Source organism: Kitasatospora sp. CM 4170, from assembly GCF_032110285.1.
Taxonomy (GTDB): Bacteria; Actinomycetota; Actinomycetes; order Streptomycetales; family Streptomycetaceae; genus Kitasatospora; species Kitasatospora aburaviensis.
This window is the reverse complement of the sequence record NZ_CP134877.1, coordinates 4,635,133-4,655,949: the sequence shown is the minus strand read 5'-3', so window position 1 is coordinate 4,655,949 and position 20,817 is coordinate 4,635,133. Positions and strand designations below refer to the sequence as shown.

At 73.3% G+C, this 20,817-nt stretch carries 18 protein-coding genes and 2 tRNA genes; 5 read left to right on the top strand and 15 right to left on the bottom strand.

The annotated features are described in order from the left end of the window. Window positions 1-29: 29 nt before the first annotated feature. From RMN57_RS19740 to RMN57_RS19720, 5 genes are all read right to left on the bottom strand, one after another. Window positions 30-869, bottom strand: a complete 840-nt coding sequence (locus RMN57_RS19740; RefSeq protein ID WP_313764669.1) for an ABC transporter permease — start codon at window positions 867-869, stop codon at window positions 30-32. After that, complete coding sequence (locus RMN57_RS19735; RefSeq protein ID WP_313764668.1) at window positions 866-1,879, bottom strand: ABC transporter ATP-binding protein; 1,014 nt, start codon at window positions 1,877-1,879, stop codon at window positions 866-868. The genes RMN57_RS19740 and RMN57_RS19735 overlap by 4 nt, the downstream gene beginning before the upstream one ends. 159 nt (window positions 1,880-2,038) lie before the next feature. After that, window positions 2,039-2,114, bottom strand: a tRNA-Gly gene (locus RMN57_RS19730). A 40-nt stretch (window positions 2,115-2,154) separates the two neighbouring features. Further along, window positions 2,155-2,227, bottom strand: a tRNA-Gly gene (locus RMN57_RS19725). 131 nt (window positions 2,228-2,358) lie between these two features. Further along, a complete protein-coding gene (locus RMN57_RS19720) occupies window positions 2,359-2,676 on the bottom strand; it encodes an Lsr2 family protein (protein WP_238860361.1) in 318 nt (105 codons plus the stop codon). A 467-nt stretch (window positions 2,677-3,143) separates the two neighbouring features. Between RMN57_RS19720 and purS the strand changes: the two genes are divergently transcribed. From purS to RMN57_RS19700, 4 genes are all read left to right on the top strand, one after another. After that, on the top strand, window positions 3,144-3,398 hold the full coding sequence (purS, locus tag RMN57_RS19715) for a phosphoribosylformylglycinamidine synthase subunit PurS (RefSeq protein WP_209415641.1): 255 nt from the start codon (window positions 3,144-3,146) through the stop codon (window positions 3,396-3,398). Beyond that, window positions 3,395-4,072 (top strand): phosphoribosylformylglycinamidine synthase subunit PurQ, encoded by a 678-nt coding sequence (gene purQ / locus RMN57_RS19710; RefSeq protein WP_313764667.1) that lies wholly within the window; start codon window positions 3,395-3,397, stop codon window positions 4,070-4,072. Before purS ends, purQ begins: the two co-directional genes overlap by 4 nt. After that, window positions 4,072-6,327: a phosphoribosylformylglycinamidine synthase subunit PurL gene (gene purL, locus RMN57_RS19705; protein ID WP_313764666.1), complete on the top strand. Its 2,256-nt coding sequence runs from the start codon at window positions 4,072-4,074 to the stop codon at window positions 6,325-6,327. The genes purQ and purL overlap by 1 nt, the downstream gene beginning before the upstream one ends. Window positions 6,328-6,433: 106 nt before the next feature. Continuing rightward, window positions 6,434-7,261 carry a sterol carrier family protein gene (locus RMN57_RS19700; RefSeq protein ID WP_313764665.1) on the top strand — a complete coding sequence of 276 codons (828 nt, stop codon included), beginning with the start codon at window positions 6,434-6,436 and terminating at the stop codon, window positions 7,259-7,261. Window positions 7,262-7,278: 17 nt separating this feature from the next. On the opposite strand, the gene RMN57_RS19695 is transcribed toward RMN57_RS19700, so the two are convergent. The 3 genes from RMN57_RS19695 to fbaA form a co-directional block, all read right to left on the bottom strand. After that, entirely contained in the window at window positions 7,279-8,235 is a 957-nt protein-coding gene (locus RMN57_RS19695) for a DUF3152 domain-containing protein (protein ID WP_313764664.1), read from the bottom strand. 204 nt (window positions 8,236-8,439) lie between these two features. Continuing rightward, on the bottom strand, window positions 8,440-8,871 hold the full coding sequence (locus RMN57_RS19690) for a DUF3151 domain-containing protein (RefSeq protein ID WP_313764663.1): 432 nt from the start codon (window positions 8,869-8,871) through the stop codon (window positions 8,440-8,442). Between the two features lie 57 nt (window positions 8,872-8,928). Continuing rightward, complete coding sequence (fbaA, locus tag RMN57_RS19685) at window positions 8,929-9,951, bottom strand: class II fructose-bisphosphate aldolase (protein ID WP_313764662.1); 1,023 nt, start codon at window positions 9,949-9,951, stop codon at window positions 8,929-8,931. Window positions 9,952-10,319: 368 nt separating this feature from the next. On the opposite strand from fbaA, the gene RMN57_RS19680 reads away from it, so the two are divergent. Then, window positions 10,320-11,039, top strand: coding sequence for a VTT domain-containing protein (locus RMN57_RS19680; RefSeq protein WP_313764661.1), 720 nt, complete (start codon window positions 10,320-10,322; stop codon window positions 11,037-11,039). A gap of 134 nt (window positions 11,040-11,173) precedes the next feature. On the opposite strand, the gene pyrE is transcribed toward RMN57_RS19680, so the two are convergent. The 7 genes from pyrE to clpB all read right to left on the bottom strand — a co-directional run bounded on the left by pyrE (window position 11,174) and on the right by clpB (window position 20,772). After that, a complete protein-coding gene (gene pyrE, locus RMN57_RS19675) occupies window positions 11,174-11,710 on the bottom strand; it encodes an orotate phosphoribosyltransferase (protein ID WP_313764660.1) in 537 nt (178 codons plus the stop codon). 33 nt (window positions 11,711-11,743) lie between these two features. Beyond that, complete coding sequence (locus tag RMN57_RS19670; RefSeq protein ID WP_313764659.1) at window positions 11,744-12,976, bottom strand: SRPBCC family protein; 1,233 nt, start codon at window positions 12,974-12,976, stop codon at window positions 11,744-11,746. A 142-nt stretch (window positions 12,977-13,118) separates the two neighbouring features. Continuing rightward, complete coding sequence (locus RMN57_RS19665) at window positions 13,119-14,810, bottom strand: polyamine aminopropyltransferase (protein WP_313764658.1); 1,692 nt, start codon at window positions 14,808-14,810, stop codon at window positions 13,119-13,121. Between the two features lie 142 nt (window positions 14,811-14,952). Continuing rightward, the gene (locus RMN57_RS19660; RefSeq protein WP_313764657.1) at window positions 14,953-15,480 is read right to left on the bottom strand and encodes a DUF2617 family protein; all 528 of its coding nucleotides are present in this window, start codon (window positions 15,478-15,480) and stop codon (window positions 14,953-14,955) included. Between the two features lie 540 nt (window positions 15,481-16,020). Beyond that, the gene (locus tag RMN57_RS19655) at window positions 16,021-17,181 is read right to left on the bottom strand and encodes a pyridoxal phosphate-dependent aminotransferase (protein WP_313764656.1); all 1,161 of its coding nucleotides are present in this window, start codon (window positions 17,179-17,181) and stop codon (window positions 16,021-16,023) included. 160 nt (window positions 17,182-17,341) lie between these two features. After that, window positions 17,342-17,905, bottom strand: a complete 564-nt coding sequence (locus RMN57_RS19650; protein ID WP_313764655.1) for a YbjN domain-containing protein — start codon at window positions 17,903-17,905, stop codon at window positions 17,342-17,344. 260 nt (window positions 17,906-18,165) lie between these two features. Beyond that, window positions 18,166-20,772, bottom strand: coding sequence for an ATP-dependent chaperone ClpB (gene clpB / locus RMN57_RS19645; RefSeq protein ID WP_313764654.1), 2,607 nt, complete (start codon window positions 20,770-20,772; stop codon window positions 18,166-18,168). Window positions 20,773-20,817: the final 45 nt, after the last annotated feature.

Here is a 20,817-nt window from a genome sequence, read left to right as displayed (position 1 = left end):
GGCGGACCTTCGGTGCTGCCGCCGGCCGGTCAGCGGCGCGGCTCCCAGCGGAAGTAGCGGACGGCGCCCCAGACGGCCAGCGCGAACCAGGCGGTGCCGGTCAGCAGGTGCGGGGCGGCGGTGGCCCAGGTGCCGGCGAAGCCGGTGGGGGCGGCGGAGCCGTCGGTGCCGAACCAGCCGAGACGGAGCAGCTGGAAGGCCGGGGTGGTGGGCAGCAGCCGGCAGGCGTCGGCCAGCCGGTCGGGCATGATCTCCAGCGGGAAGAACAGGCCGGAGCCGAACTGGGTGACCAGCAGGACCGGCATGGTGGTGATCCCGGCGCTCTCGACGGTCCTGGTGAAGGCGCTGGAGAGGGCGGCCAGCGCCATCAGGGTGCCGACGGCCAGGACCAGCCCCGCGGCCATCAGCAGCGGGTTGACCGGCGCGGCCAGGTCCAGCGCGAAGGCGCCCACCCCGCCGATCACGGTGCACATCAGCAGGGCCAGCCCGACCGAGGGCACCGCGGTGCCGGCCAGGATCTCCGCGTCCCGGGCCTCGCCGGTGCGCAGCCGCTTGAGCACCAGCTCGCCGCGGCGGGCCACGTAGGCGGCGGTGAGGTTGTAGTAGACGACGAAGGCGAGGACCATCCCGACGGCGCCGTTGACCAGCAGGGAGTCGACGTCCAGGCCGGGGTTGCCCTTGGCCTGCTCGGTGAGGGCGTTCTTCAGCCCGAAGACCAGCAGCAGCGGCAGCAGCAGGGCGGTGAAGAGGGCGGTCCGGTTGCGCAGCAGCAGAACGGCCTCGGCCCGGCCGAGGGCGAGCAGCCGGCGGGCGGTGGTGCTGGGGCGGCCGGCGCCCTGCGGGACGGCGGTGGTGGCGGCGGTGCTCATCGGGCGAGTCCCATCAGGCGGCGGCGGGCGGGGCGGTCGGCGGGGGTGTCGGTGGGGGGCCGGGGTGCCTCCAGGGCGGCCTCGGAGGCGATGGCCAGGAAGGCCTCCTCCAGGGAGGCGCTGCGGGCGTCCAGGCCGCCGAGCTCGATGCCGTGGCGGTCGGCCCAGCCGAGCAGCTCGGTGAGGGTGGCCTGGAGGCGCGGGGTCTGGACGGTGACCTTCCGGCCGTCCACGGCCACGTGGGCGCCGGCCAGCGGCGGGAGCGAGGTGCCGGCGAAGGCGGGGAGCTCGAAGCCGATCCGGGAGGGGCGGCCGGCTATCACCTCGGCCACGGTGCCGGTGGTGACGACCCGGCCGCCGTGCATGATGGCCAGCCGGTCGGCCAGCTCCTCGGCCTCCTCCAGGTAGTGCGTGGTGAGCAGCACGGTGGTGCCCTGGGCGCGCAGGTCGCGGACCAGCCGCCAGACGGCGGCGCGGGCCTCCGGGTCCAGGCCGGTGCTGGGCTCGTCCAGGAAGAGCACCTCGGGCCGGCCGAGCAGGGCCATCGCCAGGTCGAGCCGGCGGCGCTCGCCGCCGGAGAGCTGCTTGACCCGGACGTTGCGGCGGCCGTTGAGGCCGACCAGCTCCAGCGCCTCGTCGACCGGGCGGGCGCCGCTGGTCATGCCGGCCCAGCTGCGGCCGGTCTCGGCGACGGTGAGGTCCCCGGGGAAGCCGCCCTCCTGGAGCATGATGCCGATCCGGGGACGGACGGCGGCGCGCTCGCGGTGCGGGTCGCTGCCGAGCACCCGGACCCGGCCGCCGGTCGGGGCGGCGAGGCCCTCGATCAGCTCCATCGCGGAGGTCTTGCCGGCCCCGTTGGTGCCGAGCAGGGCGAACAGCTCGCCGCGGCCGACGGTGAGGTTGATCCCGCGCACCGCGTGGTAGCCGGTGGTACCGGATCCGTAGTGGCGGTGGAGGTCGGTGACCTCGATCACGGGGTCGCCCGGGGCGAGGGGCTGGCGCGTTTCCATGGCTCAAGCCTTCCGCCGGGAAGGCCTCGCGGGCAGTGCACGGCCTCATCGGACGGCGGTGCGGATCCACGGGTCGGCGATGACAAATGTCATCGGCCCGGTCGGGGAGTGCGCGGGGGAATGCCGAAGGGCCCCCTCGATCGAGGGGGCCCTTCGTGCTGGAGCGGACGACGAGATTCGAACTCGCGACCCTCACCTTGGCAAGGTGATGCTCTACCAACTGAGCCACGTCCGCATGGTCAAACTATTGAGTTGTGCTGTGCTCGCGCACTGCGAGCGGACGACGAGATTCGAACTCGCGACCCTCACCTTGGCAAGGTGATGCTCTACCAACTGAGCCACGTCCGCACGGTGCCTGGTGGGGCACCGGCCGCCTCTTCGGATCTCTCCGTTGCGGCGACGAGGAATACTCTACAGCATCCTTCGGGGTGGTCGTCCCACCCTCCTGTGGCGGATGGGACGACCGGGCCGGGAAGCGGTCAGTTCGCCTCGGCGAACGCCTCGTACACGTGCTTGGGGATGCGGCCCCGGGCCGGCAGCTCCATGCCGCGGGACTGGGCCCAGGCGCGCACGGCGGCCGGGTCCGGGGTGAGCGCGGTGCGGCGGAAGGACTTTCCGGTGCGGCTCTGGCGGCGGCCGGCCGCGACGAACGGAGCGAGGGCCTCCCGCAGCTTTTCCGCGTTGTCCAGGGACAGGTCGATCTCGTACGACTTCCCGTCGACGCCGAAGTGGACGGTTTCCGCGGCGGCGCCGCCGTCCAGGTCGTCGGAGAGCGTGACGACTACACGCTGAGCCATGGGTGTCAATCCTCTCGGGCAATTCGGCCGAAGGGCGCGGGGTGCGTTCCCCAGGCCTGATGTGCACCACTCGCGCAAGCGCATGCGGGCAGGCCTGATGGCGTGCCGGATACGCGGCGCTTGCCGCGGCAGGTGGCCCTATTCTGCACCCGAAGGGGGTCGAAATCGAAGAGTCCGGCTTTCTTTTCCGGATATTCACGTGTCTTCGCCGGAGTGCCGGATACCCGCGCACTCGGCCGGTCGATCTGTCCCGGAGTGCCGGTATTCGGGTGCTCTTCGGGCGTTCTCCTTCGGGGCGCCGAATCCACTGAAATCGGATGCCGCGGGGGGCGCTCCGCGGGGCTGGAACCCTTGCGGCGTAAGGGTCTCGGGTCTACGCGCGTCGCCCTCCCCGGCCAGCAATCCCGCCCGAAACCCCCGGTAGTCTGGAGTTCCCCCGCCTCACGAAGACACCACCGGGAGTGCCAGTGGCACGCGTCGTAGTCGACGTCATGCTCAAGCCGGAGATCCTCGACCCCCAGGGACAGGCGGTGCAGCGCGCACTGCCCCGTCTCGGATTCACCGGGATCGCCGACGTCCGCCAGGGCAAGCGTTTCGAGCTGGAGCTGGAGGGCCCGGTCGACGACGCCGCGCTCGCCCGTATCCGCGAAGCCGCCGAGACCTTCCTCGCCAACACCGTGATCGAGGACTTCACCGTCCGCATCGAGGAGGAGGGCAAGTGACCACCCGAGTCGGCGTCGTCACTTTCCCCGGTTCCCTCGACGACCGCGACGCCCAGCGCGCGGTCCGCCTGGCCGGCGCCGAGCCGGTCGCCCTCTGGCACCGTGACAAGGATCTCCACCAGGTCGACGCGGTCGTCCTGCCCGGCGGATTCAGTTACGGCGACTATCTGCGCTGCGGCGCCATCTCCCGCTTCTCGCCGGTGATGGAGACCGTCATCGAGCAGGCGAAGCAGGGAATGCCGGTCCTCGGTATCTGCAACGGCTTCCAGGTGCTCTGCGAATCGCACCTGCTGCCCGGCGCGCTCACCCGCAACGACTCGCTGCACTTCATCTGCCGCGACCAGAAGCTGCGGATCGAGAACGCCGGCACCGCGTGGACCCGGGATTACTCGGCCGGCCAGGAAATCGTCGTGCCGCTGAAGAACGGCGAGGGCCGCTTCGTCGCCGACCAGCACGTCCTGGACGAGCTGGAGGCCGAGGGCCGGGTCGTCGCCCGCTACCTGGACGTCAACCCGAACGGTTCGTACCGCGACATCGCCGGCATCACCAACGCCGCCGGCAACGTCGTCGGCCTGATGCCGCACCCGGAGCACGCCGTGGAGCCGCTCACCGGTCCGACCACCGAGGGCCTGGGCTTCTTCACTTCCGTCCTGAAGCAGCTGGTGAACGCCTGATGAGCCTCGACACCGTCAAGAACGCCGAGCAGACGCCGGACGCCGCCCAGCCCTGGGCCGAACTCGGCCTCAAGGAGGACGAGTACGCGCGCATCCGCGAGATCCTCGGCCGCCGTCCCACCGGCGCCGAGCTCGCGATGTACTCCGTCATGTGGTCGGAGCACTGCTCGTACAAGAGCTCCAAGGTCCACCTGAAGCAGTTCGGCGAGAAGGCCCCCGAGAACGACGCCATGCTCGTCGGCATCGGCGAGAACGCCGGCGTCGTCGACGTGGGCCAGGGCTACGCGGTCACCTTCAAGGTCGAGTCGCACAACCACCCGTCGTACATCGAGCCCTACCAGGGCGCGGCCACCGGCATCGGCGGCATCGTGCGCGACATCCTCGCGATGGGCGCCCGCCCGGTCGCCGTGATGGACCCGCTGCGCTTCGGTGCGGCGGACCACCCCGACACCCGGCGCGTGCTGCCCGGCATCGTCGCCGGCATCGGCGGCTACGGCAACTGCCTGGGCCTGCCGAACATCGGCGGCGAGGTCGTCTTCGACTCCTGCTACCAGGGCAACCCGCTGGTCAACGCGCTCTGCGTGGGTGTCATGAAGCACGAGGACATCCACCTGGCCAAGGCCTCCGGCCCGGGCAACAAGGTCATCCTCTACGGCGCCCGCACCGGCGGCGACGGCATCGGCGGCGTCTCCGTGCTCGCCTCGGAGACCTTCGACGCCACCGGCCCGGCCAAGCGCCCCGCCGTCCAGGTCGGCGACCCGTTCCAGGAGAAGCTCCTGATCGAGTGCACCCTGGAGATCTTCAAGGAGGACCTGGTCGCGGGTATCCAGGACCTCGGCGGCGCCGGCCTCTCCTGCGCCACCTCCGAGCTGGCCTCGGCCGGCACCGGCGGCATGCGGATCGAGCTCGACACCGTCCCGCTGCGCGACAACACGCTCTCGCCGGAGGAGATCCTCATGAGCGAGTCGCAGGAGCGCATGTGCGCCATCGTCGAGCCGGCCAAGGTCGCCCGCTTCCTGGAGATCTGCGAGAAGTGGGACGTCATCGCCACCGTCATCGGTGAGGTGACCGACGGCGAGCGCCTGGAGATCTTCTGGCACGGCGAGCAGGTCGTGGACGTGCCGCCGCGCACCGTCGCCCACGAGGGCCCGACCTACCAGCGCCCGTTCGCCCGCCCGAGCTGGCAGGACGCGCTGCAGGCCGACGCCCCCACCGGCGAGCGGCTGGCCCGCCCGGCCACCGGCGAGGGCCTCAAGGCCGACCTGCTCAAGGTCGCCGCCCACCCGAACCAGGCCTCCAAGTCCTGGATCACCGACCAGTACGACCGCTACGTGCTCGGCAACACCGTGCTCTCCGTCGGCGAGGACTCGGGCATGATCCGGATCGACGAGGAGACCAACCTCGGCGTCTCGGTCGCCACCGACGGCAACGGCCGCTACGCCAAGCTGGACCCGTACACCGGTGCCCAGCTGGCCCTGGCCGAGGCGTACCGCAACGTCGCGGCCGGCGGTGCCAAGCCGCTCGCCGTCTCCGACTGCCTCAACTTCGGCTCCCCCGAGGACTCCGACGTGATGTGGCAGTTCGCCGAGGCGACCCGCGGTCTGGCCGACGCCTGCCAGGTGCTCGGCACCCCGGTCACCGGCGGCAACGTCTCGCTGTACAACCAGACCGGCGACGTCGCCATCCACCCGACCCCCGTGGTCGCGGTGCTCGGCGTCATCGACGACGTCACCCGGCGCACCCCGGTCGCCTTCGCCGAGGAGGGGCAGCTGCTCTACCTGCTCGGTGACACCGAGGACGAGCTCGGCGGCTCGGCCTGGTCGCAGGTGGTCCACGACCACCTCGGCGGTCTGCCGCCCAAGGTCGACCTGCAGCGCGAGCGGCTGCTCGGTGAGATCCTGATCGCCGCCTCGCGCGACGGCATGATCGACGCCGCGCACGACCTCTCCGACGGCGGCCTCGGCCAGGCCCTGGTGGAGAGCTGCCTCAAGGGCGGCCACGGTGCCCGGATCATCGTGCCCGAGGGCACGGACCCGTTCGTCTTCCTGTTCTCCGAGTCGGCCGGCCGTGCGGTCGTCGCGGTGCCGCGCAGCGAGGAGCTCCGGTTCAACGACATGTGCACCGCCCGTGGCCTGCCGGCCACCCGGATCGGTGTGGTCGACGGCGATGTCCTGGACGTCCAGGGCCAGTTCACCGTCTCGCTGGCCGAGCTGAAGGACGCCCACACCGGCGTCATCGAGGCCCTGCTGGCCTGATGCGCGCTTCGCCCCGGGCCGAGCCCGGGGCGAGCGGTCACGCCGAGTGCCGCCGAGGGGCGGACGGTTCTGCCGAACCGTCCGCCCCTCGGCGTATGTTGGGGCCATGCCTGCCAAGTCCCGTACGTACCAGCCTGCCAAGGTCCGCACCGCGCTCGCCGGGCAGACCGAGGCGCTGCGCGCCGCCGTCCGGCAGCTCTGCGCCCGCCCGGACGCCGCCGACCTGCTGGAGCGGCCGGCCGGCCTGGGGGAGTGGCGGGTGCGTGAACTGCTGGCGCACCTGGCCGTCCAACTCGACTGGGTGCCCGCCCACCTGGACGACCCGCTGGAGGGCCGCCCCCCGCTGGACCTGCTGCGCTGGGTGGCCCGGGTCGCCGAGTCCGCTCCGCTCCTGGACGCGGCGGCGCGCGAGCACGCGGCGGGCGGGTTCGGCGGCGGCCCGGCTGCGGTGGCGGCCGCCTTCGACCGCGCCGCGGACGCGCTGCTCGCCGCCCTGGCCGGCCGCGAAGTCGCGGACCCGGAGCGCAGGTTCGAGATCCGGCTCGGTTCGATGCTGCTCTCCGACATGCTGGTGACCCGGCTGGTCGAGACCGTCGTGCACGCCGACGACCTGGCCCGGGCGCTCGGCCCGGAGCCCTTCCCGCACGACCGGCAGGCGCTCGCCGCCGTCACCCGGCTGCTCGCCGACGCGCTGGCCGACCGGGCCCCCGGCGGCGCGGTCGAGCTGCGGGTGCCGCCGTACGCGGTGGTGCAGGCCGTCGAGGGCCCCCGGCACACCCGCGGCACCCCGCCGAACGTCGTCGAGACGGACCCGCTGACCTGGATCCGGCTCGCCGCCGGCCGCACCGGCTGGGCCGCCGAGGTGGAGGCCGCCGCCGTCTCGGCCAGTGGCGAGCGGAGCGACCTGCGGGCGTACCTCCCGCTCCTGGGCTGATCCCGGAACAGGTCGGCTCAGGGCACCGAGGGGCCGCCGAGGTAGGTGCCGTCCGCGGTGTAGGGCCAGGCGTTGGGCTCGCACCCCTTGAGGCCGTAGATCTGCTGCATCATCGCCGGCGCGGGCTTGCCCTTGCCCGGACAGGTCTCGTGCCCGTGCCCGATCCGGTGGCCGACCTCGTGGTTGACGATCAGTGCCCGGTACTCCTCGATCGGGCCGCTGAACTGGGGTGAACCGGTGTTCCAGCGCTTGACGTTGACGAGCACCTGGCTGCCGACGTTGCAGTTCACCTCGCCGTGGGTGTCCAGCCCGGACGCCGCGCAGATCCGGTCCACGGTGGCCGGTGAGGCGATCTTCACCGTGAAGTCGTAGGAGCCGCTCGCGACCAGCTGGAAGCCGTTCTTGCGGTCGTTGGTCCAGCCGCGCTTGTCGGCGAGGATCCCCTGCACCTGCGCCGCGGCCGACGCCGGGTCGATCCCGATGCCGTCCTCGACCTCGACCCGGTACCGGCGGACGGGGCCCTTGCCGACCGGGGCCGCCGCGCCGGGGGCGACGGTGAAGGTGCCCGCGCCCTTGGTCGGGCCGGGGTCGGGCGCCGTCGGCGTGGGGGTGCTCGGCTGCGGGGCGGGCTGGGCCGACGCAGTGGTGGGTGTCGGTGTCGGGGTGGCGGTCGGGCCGGTCGCCGCGGCGGTGGCGCCGACGCCGGACGGCGCGACCCGGCCCTGGGCGGTCTGCCCGCCGTCCGGCAGGACGTCGGGGCGGTTCAACACGAAGACCGTGCCGCCGAGTATCGCCAGGGCGGCGACCAGGGCCGCGACCATCGCGGGCCCCGGTCTGCGGCGCTGTCTGCGCCGCCGGCCGGCGGCCGACCGCGGGCCGCTGCCGTGGGGCCCCGAGCCCCGCGCCCGGCCGGTGCCGGAGCGGCCGGCGCTGCGCGCGCGGGAGCCGCGCTGGTCGGATCGGGCTGGGGGCACGGTGGGGCTTCCTGTCGGGACCGGTTGGGGCCGCGGAGCCGTCGAACTGCCGTGTGTTGCGTCCCCCTCGCTCGCACACCCTGGCACGGCGGACGGGTGACTGTCCACATACCGGGTATGCAGGGCGTACGGAGCCCCGCCGCCCGGGCGGGCGGCGGGGGCGGTCGGGTCGGGCCGGGTCGGCCCGCAGGCGGGTGGGGCCGGTCAGCCGAGGGTGGCGGCGGCGGTCGGCGAGCTGTCCCGGAGGAACTGGGCGCAGCGCTCCGCCTCCTCCTTCTCCTCGATCGCGGCGGCGGCCCGGCCGAGCGCGTGCAGCGCCCGCAGGAAGCCGCGGTTCGGCTCGTGCTCCCACGGCACCGGGCCGTGGCCCTTCCAGCCGGCCCGGCGCAGCGCGTCGAGGCCGCGGTGGTAGCCGGTGCGGGCGTACGCGTAGGACTCGACGGTGCGGCCGGCCGCGAAGGCGTCGTCGGCGAGCTGGGCCCAGGCCAGCGAGGAGGTCGGGTACTTCGCGGCGACCTCGGCCGGGGAGGCGCCGCCGGCCAGCAGCTGCAGCGGACCGGGCTCCGCGGGAAGCTGCGTCGGGGCCGGGCCGCCGAGGAGGTTCTGTCCCTGGAAAGGAGTGGGGTCTGTGGTCATGCCCCCCAGTGAACCACTGAGGGGCATGACGGCAGGACCGGTCCGGGGACCGGGTTGCTACTTCAGGCGGTTGCCGGCCGAGCGCAGCTGCTGGGCGGCCTCCAGCACGCGGGCGGCCATGCCGGCCTCGGCGAGCTTGCCCCAGGTGCGCGGGTCGTAGGTGTTCTTCTTGCCGACCTCGCCGTCGACCTTCAGCACACCGTCGTAGTTGCGGAACATGTGGTCCGCGACCGGGCGGGTGAAGGCGTACTGGGTGTCGGTGTCGAGGTTCATCTTCACGACGCCGTTCTCCAGCGCGGTGGCGATCTCCTCGGCGGTCGAGCCCGAGCCGCCGTGGAAGACGAAGTCGAACGGGTCGGCCTTGCCGTACTGCTTGCCGATCGCGTCCTGCAGCTCGCGCAGCAGCTCCGGCTTCAGCACGACGTTGCCGGGCTTGTACACGCCGTGCACGTTGCCGAAGGAGGCGGCCAGCAGGTAGCGGCCCTTCTCGCCCAGGCCCAGGGCCTCGGCGGTGCGGACGGCGTCGTTGACGGTGGTGTACAGCTCGTCGTTGATCTCGTGGGTGACGCCGTCCTCCTCGCCGCCGGTCGGGGTGATCTCGACCTCAAGGATGATCTTGGCGGCGGCGGCCTGGGCCAGCAGCTCCTGGGCGATCTCCAGGTTGTCGCTCAGGGTCTCGGCGGAACCGTCCCACATGTGCGACTGGAAGAGCGGGTTGCGGCCGGCGGCCACGCGCTCGGCGGAGATCGCCAGCAGCGGGCGGACGTAGCCGTCCAGCTTGTCCTTCGGGCAGTGGTCGGTGTGCAGCGCGACGGTGACGTCGTACTTGGCGGCGACGACGTGCGCGAACTCGGCGAGGGCGACGGCGCCGGTCACCATGTCCTTGTTGTGCTGGCCGCCCAGGAACTCCGCACCGCCGGTCGAGATCTGGATGATGCCGTCGCTCTCGGCCTCGGCGAAGCCGCGCAGGGCGGCGTGCAGCGTCTGCGACGAGGTGACGTTGATGGCCGGGTAGGCGAACTTGCCCGCCTTGGCCCGGTCCAGCATCTCGTTGTAGACCTCGGGGGTTGCGATGGGCATGAGATCCGCTCCTGTCGGGTTTGCGGCGTACGGACGGTGCTGTCCGACGCTGTGTACGCCTTCGTTACGACTCCGGGGTACCGGTCGCCGATGCGCGGCACTGCGGTGCGACTCCCGGTACCAAGGTTCGCGGCGGCCACCGCGGTACGACATGAGGGTGGTGCGACCGCGGTCCGGACGCCGGGGCCATCCTCCCAGACTCGTGCTTCCAGGTCAGCATGTGGCCCGCCAGTCGGGACGGCGGCCCCGGGGCCGTCCGGCGCCCCTCGTCCCGGCCCCGGTCGGCCCTCGCGTGCGACGAAGGGATGAGGCCCGGCTCGACCCCCGGGGCGAGGCTCCCGTCAAGGAACGCCCGCTATTCTGCGCGAGTGGACTACAACCAGCTGGCCGTCAACCTGCTCGACGCCAAATCACTGATCTCGTCCCTCGGTGCCATCGGGCTGATCGCGATCATCTTCGCGGAGACCGGCCTCCTGGTCGGGTTCTTCTTCCCGGGTGACTCGCTGCTGATCATCGCCGGTGTCGCCGCCTCCAACGCCGCCTCGTCGGTGCTCGGCGACGGCACCAAGCTGCCGATCGCCGCCCTGCTGATCGGGGCGCCGCTGGCGGCCATCGCGGGCGCGCAGCTCGGGCACCTGATCGGGGTGAGGGTCGGACCGAAGATGTTCGACAAGCCCGAGTCGAAGATCTTCCGCCGCGAGTACGTGATGAAGGCGGAGGAGTACTTCAACAAGTTCGGGCCCGGCAAGGCCGTGGTGCTGGCCCGCTTCATGCCGATCGTGCGCACCTTCCTCAACCCGGTCGCGGGCACCCTGGAGATGCCGGCCCGGACGTTCTTCCTGTGGAACGTGGTCGGCGGTGTGCTGTGGACCGAGTCGATGCTGCTCATCGGCTACTTCTTCGGTGACGCGCTCGCCCCGGTGATCGACAAGTACCTGATCCCGGCCGTGCTGCTGATCGTGCTGCTCTCGATCTCGCCGATCCTGGTGGAGGTCGTGCGGGAGCGCCGGAAGAAGAAGGCCGGCGGTGCCGAGGAGCCCGCCGCCGGCGAGGCCGTCCAGGCCGGCGGGCGCCACCGCCGGGCCTGAGCGCCGGGCCCGAGCGCCGGGGACGCGACGACGAACGGCCGGGGCCGGTGGTGTTTCACGTGAAACACCACCGGCCCCGGCCGTTCGCATCGGTTCCCCGGGGCGCGTCCGACCCGCCCCGGGGAACCGGACGATCAGAGACCCAGGTCGTCGAGGTTGTAGGCGGTGACGTAGGGCAGGCCCTCCGCCTCGACCGCGCCGGCGCCGCCGCGCTCCACGATCACCGCGACGCCGACCACCTCGGCGCCCGCCTCGCGCAGCGCCTCGACGGCGGTGAGCACCGAGCCACCGGTGGTGGAGGTGTCCTCGACGGCCAGCACCCGGCGGCCCTTGACCTCCGGGCCCTCGATCCGGCGCTGCAGGCCGTGCGCCTTGCCCGCCTTGCGGACCACGAAGGCGTCCAGCTCGCGGCCGCGCGCGGCGGCGGCGTGCAGCATCGCGGCGGCGACCGGGTCGGCACCCAGGGTCAGACCGCCGACGGCGTCGTACTCCAGGTGGGCGGTCGCGTCCAGCATCACCCGGCCGACCAGCGGGGCGGCCTGGCCGTCCAGCGTGATCCGGCGCAGGTCGACGTAGTAGTCGGCCTCCTTGCCGGAGGAAAGGGTGACCTTGCCGTGGACGACGGCCTTGTCCTTGATCTGTGCCAGCAGGGCGTCGCGGTCGTTGCTCATGAGCGTCCAGTCTAGGGCCTGTGACCTGTCGGGTCAGCGGCGGCGCAGTGCGCGGGCCAGCACCACGGCGCCGCCGAGCAGGGCGACCCCGCCGCCGATCACCCAGGGCATGGCGTTGCGGCCGCCCGGGCCCGGCACCACGATGCCGCCGGCCTCGCCGCCCCAGCGGGACGCCGCACGGGCGCGGGCGCTGCGGGCCGGCAGGGCGGGGGCGTAGCGGCCGCGCGGCGGGGCGTGGTCGACCTCCTCGGCGGAGCGGCCGACGATGCTGCGGCGGACCGGACCGCCGAGCACCGGCTCCTGCTCGTACTCGAAGGGCAGCTCGGCGGGGAGCTCGGTGGACGGCTCCGGCTCCGCCTCGGCGGCCGGGCGGTCGTCCTCGGCGGGCTCGGCGAGGTCGTCGTCCTCCTCGTCGTCGTGGCCGCCGGTGGGGAGGCCGAAGCGCTCGGCGTCGGCGTCGGAGAAGGCGATCAGGTCGGAGAGGTCGTCGTCCACGTCCTCGCCGGGGGAGCTCTGGTGGTCCTCCAGGAACAGCACGGTGGCGCTGGGTTCCTCGGCCTCGGCCTCGGTCTCCTCGGCGCCGTCCTCCTCGGCGGCACCGGCCTCGGCCTTGTCGGCGGCCTCCTCCGAGTCCTCGGCCTTCTCGGCGTCGGGGCCGGCGTCCTCGCGTCCGGCGTCCTCGGAGCCGGCTTCCTCGGCGGCCTCCGGAGCGGCCTCCGAGCCGGTGGCAGCCTCGGCCGCGGCGTCCGCCGCGGTCTCGACGTCCGCTTCCGCCGCGACGTCCGCGTCAGCGTCCGCTTCCGCTTCCGCCTCCGCCGCACCGTCCGGCGAGGCGAGCGCGGCGGCGAAACGGTCCAGCAGGCGGCGGCCGGTCGCGGCGAGGGTCTCCTCGTCGAACTCGGTCAGCCGGCCGGTCGCGTCCAGCTCACCGGTGAAGCGGACCACCGTGCTGCCGTCCCCGGAGCCCTCGCCGACGCTGACCCGGACGGTGGCGGTCGCCTCGCCGCTGCCGCGGGCCTCCTGGCCCTCGGCCAGGACGGTGAGCACGCCCTGTCGGCCCTCGATCAGCGACAGCACCCCGCGGTAGGTGATGGTGGAGGTGCCGATCCGCAGCTTCAGCCGCCCGTCGATCTCCTCGGCGGGGCCGCTGCCGGCGGTGGCGGGTTCGGTGCTCAGCCCCGGCACGCAACGGGCCAGCAGAGCCGGATCCTGCAGGGCCTGCCGGACCTGCTCGGCCGGCATCGGGACGACAACCTCATGCTCCATGGCACGGAGCCTACCGACCGAACCCCCGCCGGTCCCCGCTGCGGCCCCACCTTTTGCGCGGGCCTCCCCGGTCGGCCCCGCGGTCGCGCCCCGCCGGCCCGGCGGAGCACGCCCGGCCCGGCGGAGCGCGCCCGGTCCGCCGTCACCGCGGCCCCAGCAGGGTGAGTGCGGCCGGCGGCCGGGCCGGGCGCAGGACGGTGAGACGGGCGGCGGAGGCCCGCAGGCCGTCCGCGGTGAACGCGCGCGGCGGCGGGGCGTCCGGGGCGAGCCCGAGCGGGGGCTGGGCCGCCGACGCGAGCAGGAAGGACTGGCCGGGCTCCGTCTCCGCCACCGTCTCCGCCACCGCATCAGCCGCCGTGCGCCCCGCCGCGTTCTCCGCCGGGCCGGGCGGGCAGCTCGCGGTGGCGCTGCCCGCCACGGCGTACGGGATGGTCCGCAGCCCGGCGGCGCGCAGGCCGGACTCCACCTGCCAGAGCTCCTCCCGCTCGCCGCCGGCCCGGACGGCGAGCCGCCCGCCGGGGGAGAGCAGCCGGGTGGCGAGGCCGTAGAACTCCTGCGAGTGGAACTTCACCGTCCCGCTGTCGGCCGGCACCGGCAGGTCGGCGAGCACCACGTCGAAGGTCCGGTCGGAGGGGCGGACGCTGCGCAGCCACTCCAGCGGGTCGGCCTCGGCGACGCGGACCCGCGGGTCGTCCAGCGAGCGGCCGGAGAGCGCGGCCAGTCCGGGGTCGGTGCGGGCCAGCCGGGTGAGCGCCGGGTCGGCGTCGACGACCAGGACCGAGTGGACGCCGCCGTGGCGCAGCACCTCGCGCAGGGCGAGCCCGTCGCCGCCGCCGAGCAGCAGCACCCGGGCGTCCGGCCCGGCCGCCATCGCGGGGTGGACCAGCGCCTCGCTGCCCCGGTACTCGTCCGGGCCGCAGACCGCGAGCCGGCCGTCCCGGTAGAGCCGCAGCGGCCCCTCGGCGGGGCCGGTGAGCACGATCTCCTGGTACCGGCTGTGGGTGGCGACGCGGACCTGCGCGCCGTACAGGGCGCTGCGTGCGGAGCGTTCGATCGCGCCGGACCACGCGGCGGTCGCGGCCAGCAGGGCCAGGACGAGGGCGCAGCAGCCCCAGAGCAGCAGCCGGACCCGGGGGGGCGGCTCCTCCCGGAAGAGCCAGAGCACCACGGCGGCCCCGGCGACGGCGTTGACCGCCCCGGTGACCAGGGCGCCGGTGCCCGGGCCGAACGCGGGCAGGATCAGGAACGGGAAGGCGAGCCCGCCGATCAGCGCGCCCACGTAGTCCGCGGCGAACAGGTCGGCGGCGGCCCGCCCGGCGTCCTCGCGCCGGATCCGCTGGATGAGCGTCATCAGCAGGGGGATCTCGGCGCCGATCAGGACGCCGATCAGGCAGGTCAGGCCGACCATCGCGGCCTGGTAGCGGCCGATCCAGGCCCAGCACGAGTACAGCGCGAGGACGGAGAGCCCGCCGGTGAGCGCGAGCGCGCACTCGACCAGGGCGAAGGCGGTGGCCGGGCGGCAGGTGAAGCGCTTGGCGAGCAGCGAGCCCAGCCCCATCGCGAACACCATGACGGAGAGCACGACCGAGGTTTGGGTGACCGAGTCCCCGAGCAGATAGCTGCCGAGCGCCACGAGTTCGAGCTCGTAGACGAGTCCGCAGGCCGCGCAGACGAACGCGGCCAGCAGGACGGTGAGCCGGGCGAGCCTCGGGTGAGCGCGCAGCCGGGACGGGCGGCGGGCGGGCAGGGGCGTCAGGCTCCGCCCGAGCCGGGGTGGGTTGCCGTCGTCGAGTTCGAGCCCCTGTGCGGGTGGACCGGCCGGATGGTTGATCACGAACAAACGCTAGGGGACGTTCGGTACGGATGGCTGCGTCCATTCGACGGACAGTGCGATGCGCCTGGTTGACGAACCGTTCCTGCGTGCGATTGGGCGGTGGATCCGCGGTCTAAGGCGGCATCGGCGTCGGTGGGCGGCCTCATCGCGCCAACACCAGCGAGGAGCGGGTGCAGACCAGCTGTCCCTCCTGCGGGTAGGCGTGCCAGGTCCGCCAGAGCAGCCGGTCCGTTCCGCCCTGGGTGACCAGCGCGGTGAACGCGCTCGGATCGCCGGGGAAGACGCCGGCCAGCCCGCGCGGGTGCCCCTCGACCAGGGCCAGCAACTCCTGGGCGCGGGCGGCGAACTCGTGCGGCGGCATGACCTCGATCCGGGCGGCGAACTCGTACTCCCAGCCGTCCACCTGCTTGGCCACCCGGGCCGGCAGCGGGGTCCGCCGCCCGGGCAGGCAGGCGACGGTCTCCAGGCACTTGCCCGGCCCGGCGGCGATCACCACCTGGTGGGAGGCCCCGAGCAGGCGCAGCTGGACGGTGCCGGGCGGGCCGGGGCGCCCGGCACCGTCCAGTCTCAGGTCACGGACCGCGAGAGCGGGCAGCGGTTCGCCGCCCAGGCACCAGGCCAGGTCGCCCGCGCGGGTGTCCGTGTAGGAGGTCTGCAGTGTGGTGAGCATGCTCGGCTCCGCGTTTCAGCTCCGTGCGCGCCCGCCGATCAGCAGCGATTAGGCCCAGGCAAAGGCGAGGCTGTTCGTGGCTGTGCGGTCCAGGGCGCGGCCGACCGTGGAAGGAAGGATTCCGGCTGGAGATTCAGCAGCAGAGAAGCATGAATACGCCGGGTCCGTCGGTGATTTACCCAACTTTGTCAAGCATTCACCGGTTCGAGCACACCCGCTTCCCCGCTCTGATCGACCCGGTGTGCGACTCTGCACCGCGCGCGCCCCTGGCCCCGGCCTGCGCGCCGTGCACGCGGGTCGTGCGCTGCTCGCGAGACCTGCACGCCCCCTGCCGTCGGAGTGCCGCACGAGCCGTGGCACGCGAAGGAGCGAGCCCTGCCAAGCAGGCATGCGAGATGCCCGGCTGGCAGCAAATGCCCTACTGGTCGGGCAAGTTGACGATGCGTTGGAACGGTCGGCCGAAGCCGGGTCGAGGCCAGGTGTGGCGTCGGGGTCCGGGCCGGGTGCGGTGTCGGGGTTCGGACCGGACCGGACCGCGCGTCAGATCCGGGCGAGCCGGGAGACGGCCTCCTGCAGCACCTCGTCCTTCTTGCAGAAGGTGAACCGCACCAGCGAACGGCCGGCCTCGGGGTCGTCGTAGAAGACGGCGTTGGGGATGGCGACGACGCCGCAGCGCTCCGGGAGGGCTCGGCAGAACTCGACGCCGTCCTTCTCGCCGAGCGGGGTGATGTCGGTGGTGATGAAGTACGTGCCCTCGGGGTTGAAGACGCGGAAGCCGGCCGAAGTCAGGCCGTGGGCGAGCAGGTCGCGCTTGCGCCGCAGGTCGGCGCGGAAGTCCTCGAAGTAGGCGTCGGGCAGGCGCAGGGCCTCGGCCACGGCGTACTGGAAGGGGCCGGCGCTGACGTAGGTGAGGTACTGCTTCGCCGTGCGGAGGGCGGCGACCAGCGGCGCGGGAGCGGTGACCCAGCCGACCTTCCAGCCGGTGAAGGAGAAGGTCTTGCCGGCCGAGGAGATGGAGACGGTGCGCTCGCGCATCCCGGGCAGGGCGGCGATCGGGTGGTGGGCGCCGGCGAAGACCAGGTGCTCGTAGACCTCGTCGGTGACGACCAGCAGGTCGTGCTCGACGGCGAGGGCGGCGATCGCGGCCAGCTCGTCGGGGGAGAGCACCAGGCCGGTGGGGTTGTGCGGGGAGTTGAGCAGGAGCAGGCGGGTGCGCGGGGTGACCAGGGCGCGCAGCCGGTCCAGGTCGGGGCGGAAGTCGGGGGCGCGCAGGGTGAGCGGGACGCGGACCGCGCCTGCCATCGCGATGCAGGCGGCGTACGAGTCGTAGAAGGGTTCGAGGGCGATCACCTCGTCGCCGGGCTCCAGCAGCGCGAGCAGGGCGGCGGCGATGGCCTCGGTGGCGCCGGCGGTCACCAGGACCTCGGTGTCCGGGTCGTAGGCCAGGCCGCGGAACCGCTGCTGGTGCTCGGCGATCGCGGTCCGCAGCTCCGGGATGCCGGGGCCGGGCGGGTACTGGTTGCCGCGGCCCTCCAGCACGGCCCGGGCGGCGGCCTCGGCGATCCCGCGCGGCCCGTCGGTGTCGGGGAAGCCCTGGCCGAGGTTGATCGAACCGGTGGCGGTCGCGAGCGCGGACATCTCGGCGAAGATCGTCGTGCCCAGCCCGTCCAGCCTGCGGTTCAGCAGCGGCCTCGTACCCATAGCGGCTCCTCACGCCTCGGTGTCGGGCCCCATCCTCGGGCCGGGCGGGGGCCGCGGACAAGGACGGCCCGCCACCGGGTGTGCCGGTGGCGGGCCGTACGGACGCGCGGGGCCGGGAGCCGGCCGCCCGGGGCGGCCGGCCGGGCCCGCGGGGCGGGGCTCAGGCCTCGTCGGTGCCCTCGGGGGCCTCGCCCTCGCCCTCCTCGCCCTCGATGTCCTTCTGCAGGCCGAGGCGCTCGATGATCCACTGCTCGAAGCCGACGGCGGCCTGGGTCCAGTTGGCGGTGGTGGTCACGAAGTAGTCCAGGTTGACGCCGGTGCCGACGATCATCTGGGCCTCGCCGATCAGGCGGACCACGCCGTCCTCGTGGGTGTGGGTGTAGACCTTGGGCCAGAGGGTCTCGCGGTTCCACTCGTCGATCAGGTCGAGGATCTCGCCCTTGGCATCCAGCGGGTACGGGCGGTCGTAGAACGCCCGGACCGCGAAGAGCTCCTTCTGCTCGCCGCGGAACATGTAGTAGACGCGGAAGCCCTCCCAGGGGGCGGTGAGGTCGCCCTCCTCGTCCACGACGTGCTTGAGCTGCATCTGGTCCAGCAGCTGGGTCACCAGCGCCTGGTCCGGAACGACGATCGGCGGCGGGCCGGCCGGCTGCCCGCCCTGACCGCCGGGCTTCCCGCCCTGCGGCAGGCCGAACGACGGGATGGACGACGGGTCGATGCTCATGGGGGTCCTCTTCCTCAGTGCACGTGGTGGCCGGCAATGAGAGGCCGCCCTTTCCACCTCCCATCCTGCCTCATTCGGGCCCTGCCTCACAGGGGCGGCCCGCACCCGGAGGGATCTTGGCCGGGGCGTTCCGGGAGGCTCCGGCGAGCCGGAGCGGGGCCCGATCCACGGGGCGGCTCCGGCCCGCGGGCGGCCGTCGGCGCGCGGGCCGGGCCGCCCCCGGGGAGGGGCGGCCCACCGGGGCGGCAGGCCCCGGATCCCTACTTCTCCAGCGGCCCGCGGGCACCGACGGTGAGGCTGTCGGTGGCCTCGTCCCGTTCGACCAGAACGGTGTCGCCGTCGTGCACCTGACCGGAGAGGATCGCCCGGGCCAGCTGGTCGCCGATCGCCGACTGCACCAGCCGCCGCAGCGGGCGGGCGCCGTACGCCGGGTCGTAGCCGGTGAGCGCCAGCCAGTCCCGGGCGGCCTCGCTGACCCGGAGGGTGAGCCGGCGGTCGCGCAGCCGCTCGCCCAGCCGGGCCACCTGGATGTCGACGATCCGGCTGAGCTCGGCGGTGCCCAGCGGGTCGAAGACCACGATGTCGTCCAGCCGGTTGAGGAACTCCGGCTTGAACGCGGCCCGGACGGACTCCAGCACCAGCGCCTTCTTCCGGTCCTCCGGGGTGGCCGGGTCCACCAGGAACTGCGAACCCAGGTTGGAGGTGAGGATCAGGATCGCGTTGCGGAAGTCCACGGTGCGGCCCTGGCCGTCGGTGAGCCGGCCGTCGTCCAGCACCTGGAGCAGCACGTCGAAGACCTCGGGGTGGGCCTTCTCCACCTCGTCGAGCAGCACCACGCTGTACGGGCGGCGGCGGACCGCCTCGGTGAGCTGGCCGCCCTCCTCGTAGCCGACGTACCCGGGCGGGGCGCCGACCAGGCGGGAGACCGAGTGCTTCTCGCCGTACTCGCTCATGTCGATGCGGACCATGGCGCGTTCGTCGTCGAAGAGGAAGTCGGCCAGGGCCTTGGCCAGCTCGGTCTTGCCGACGCCGGTCGGGCCGAGGAAGAGGAAGGAGCCGGTCGGGCGGTCCGGGTCGGCGATGCCCGAGCGGGTGCGCCGCACCGCGTCCGAGACGGCCTGCACGGCCTCGCTCTGGCCGATCAGGCGCCGGCCCAACTCGTCCTCCATGCGCAGGAGTTTGGCGCTCTCGCCCTCCAGCAGCCGGCCGGCCGGGATGCCGGTCCAGGAGGCCACCACATCGGCGACGTCGTCCGGGCCGACCTCCTCCTTGACCATCGAGGCGGAGGGGTCCTCGTCGGCGGCGCGAGCCTGGGCCTCGGCCAGCTCCTTCTCCGCGGCCGGGACCTCGGCGTACATCAGCTTGGAGGCGCGCTCGAAGTCGCCGTCCCGCTGGGCGCGTTCAAGCGCGCCGTGCAGGTCGTCCAGCCGCTCCTTGAGCTCGCCGACCCGGTTGAGGCTCTTCTTCTCCTGCTCCCAGCGGGCCGTCAGCACGCTCAAGTGCTCGTTCTTGTCGGCGAGATCGCGCCGCAGCCGGGCCAGCCGGTCGACCGAGGCCGGGTCGGACTCCTTCTCCAGGGCCAGCTCCTCCATCCGCAACCGGTCGACGGCGCGCTGGAGTTCGTCGATCTCGACCGGGGAGGAGTCGATCTCCATCCGGAGCCGGGAGGCCGCCTCGTCGACCAGGTCGATCGCCTTGTCGGGCAGGAAGCGGGAGGTGATGTAGCGGTGCGAGAGCGTCGCCGCGGCTACCAGGGCGGCGTCCGAGATCTGCACCTTGTGGTGCGCCTCGTAGCGGCCCTTGAGTCCGCGCAGGATGGCGATCGAGTCCTCCACGCTGGGCTCGCCGACCAGCACCTGCTGGAAGCGGCGCTCCAGGGCCGGGTCCTTCTCGATCCGTTCGCGGTACTCGTCCAGGGTGGTGGCGCCGACCATCCGCAGCTCGCCGCGGGCCAGCATCGGCTTGAGCATGTTGCCGGCGTCCATCGCGGAGTCGCCGCCGGCGCCCGCGCCGACCATGGTGTGCAGCTCGTCGATGAAGGTGACGACCTGGCCGTCGCTCTGCTTGATGTCGTTGAGGACGGCCTTCAGCCGCTCCTCGAACTCGCCGCGGTACTTGGCGCCGGCGACCATCGCGCCGAGGTCCAGCGCGACCAGGCGCTTGCCGCGCAGCGACTCCGGGACGTCGCCCGCGACGATCCGCTGCGCCAGCCCCTCGACCACGGCGGTCTTGCCGACGCCGGGCTCGCCGATCAGCACCGGGTTGTTCTTGGTGCGGCGGGAGAGCACCTGGACCACCCGGCGGATCTCCTGGTCCCGCCCGATCACCGGGTCGAGCTTGCCGTCCCGGGCGGCCTGGGTGAGGTCGGTGCCGTACTTCTCCAGGGCCTTGTAGGTGCCCTCCGGGTCCGGCGAGGTCACCCGGCCGCTGCCGCGCACGTCCTTGAACGCGGCGAGCAGGGCCTTCGGGGTGGCGCCCTGCTGCACCAGCAGCTCGGCGACCGGCCCGCCCTCGTGCGCCAGGCCGACCATCAGGTGCTCGGTGGAGACGTACTGGTCGTCCAGGTCGTCCGCGCGCCTGCCGGCCTCGGTGAGCACCGCGAGGGTGTCGCGGGCCAGCTGCGGGGCGGCGACCGTGGAGCCCATCGCGCTGGGCAGCGCGGCCAGCTGCCGGCGGGCCTCGGCGTCGATCCGGGCGGCGTCCGCGCCGACCGCCTCCAGCAGGGGTTTGGCGATGCCCTCGGGCTGTTCCAGCAGGGCGATCAGGATGTGCACCGGCTTGACGTCCGGGTTGCCCGACGCGCCGGCCTGCCGGATCGCGGCGGACAGGGCGTCCTGCGTCTTGGTGGTGAACTTGCTGGCGTCCACTGCTGGGGTGTCCTCCTCGCTCGTGCGGAGCGCTGTTTCTGGCGC

What these genes read in the sequence shown, in the direction of transcription:
- RMN57_RS19740 (WP_313764669.1), bottom strand. Translation starts at nt 869, where the DNA reads ATGAGCACCGCCGCCACCACCGCCGTCCCGCAGGGCGCCGGCCGCCCC.
- RMN57_RS19735 (WP_313764668.1), bottom strand. Translation starts at nt 1,879, where the DNA reads ATGGAAACGCGCCAGCCCCTCGCCCCGGGCGACCCCGTGATCGAGGTC.
- RMN57_RS19720 (WP_238860361.1), bottom strand. Translation starts at nt 2,676, where the DNA reads ATGGCTCAGCGTGTAGTCGTCACGCTCTCCGACGACCTGGACGGCGGC.
- purL (WP_313764666.1), top strand. Translation starts at nt 4,072, where the DNA reads ATGAGCCTCGACACCGTCAAGAACGCCGAGCAGACGCCGGACGCCGCC.
- RMN57_RS19700 (WP_313764665.1), top strand. Translation starts at nt 6,434, where the DNA reads ATGCCTGCCAAGTCCCGTACGTACCAGCCTGCCAAGGTCCGCACCGCG.
- RMN57_RS19690 (WP_313764663.1), bottom strand. Translation starts at nt 8,871, where the DNA reads ATGACCACAGACCCCACTCCTTTCCAGGGACAGAACCTCCTCGGCGGC.
- fbaA (WP_313764662.1), bottom strand. Translation starts at nt 9,951, where the DNA reads ATGCCCATCGCAACCCCCGAGGTCTACAACGAGATGCTGGACCGGGCC.
- pyrE (WP_313764660.1), bottom strand. Translation starts at nt 11,710, where the DNA reads ATGAGCAACGACCGCGACGCCCTGCTGGCACAGATCAAGGACAAGGCC.
- RMN57_RS19670 (WP_313764659.1), bottom strand. Translation starts at nt 12,976, where the DNA reads ATGGAGCATGAGGTTGTCGTCCCGATGCCGGCCGAGCAGGTCCGGCAG.
- RMN57_RS19660 (WP_313764657.1), bottom strand. Translation starts at nt 15,480, where the DNA reads ATGCTCACCACACTGCAGACCTCCTACACGGACACCCGCGCGGGCGAC.
- RMN57_RS19655 (WP_313764656.1), bottom strand. Translation starts at nt 17,181, where the DNA reads ATGGGTACGAGGCCGCTGCTGAACCGCAGGCTGGACGGGCTGGGCACG.
- RMN57_RS19650 (WP_313764655.1), bottom strand. Translation starts at nt 17,905, where the DNA reads ATGAGCATCGACCCGTCGTCCATCCCGTCGTTCGGCCTGCCGCAGGGC.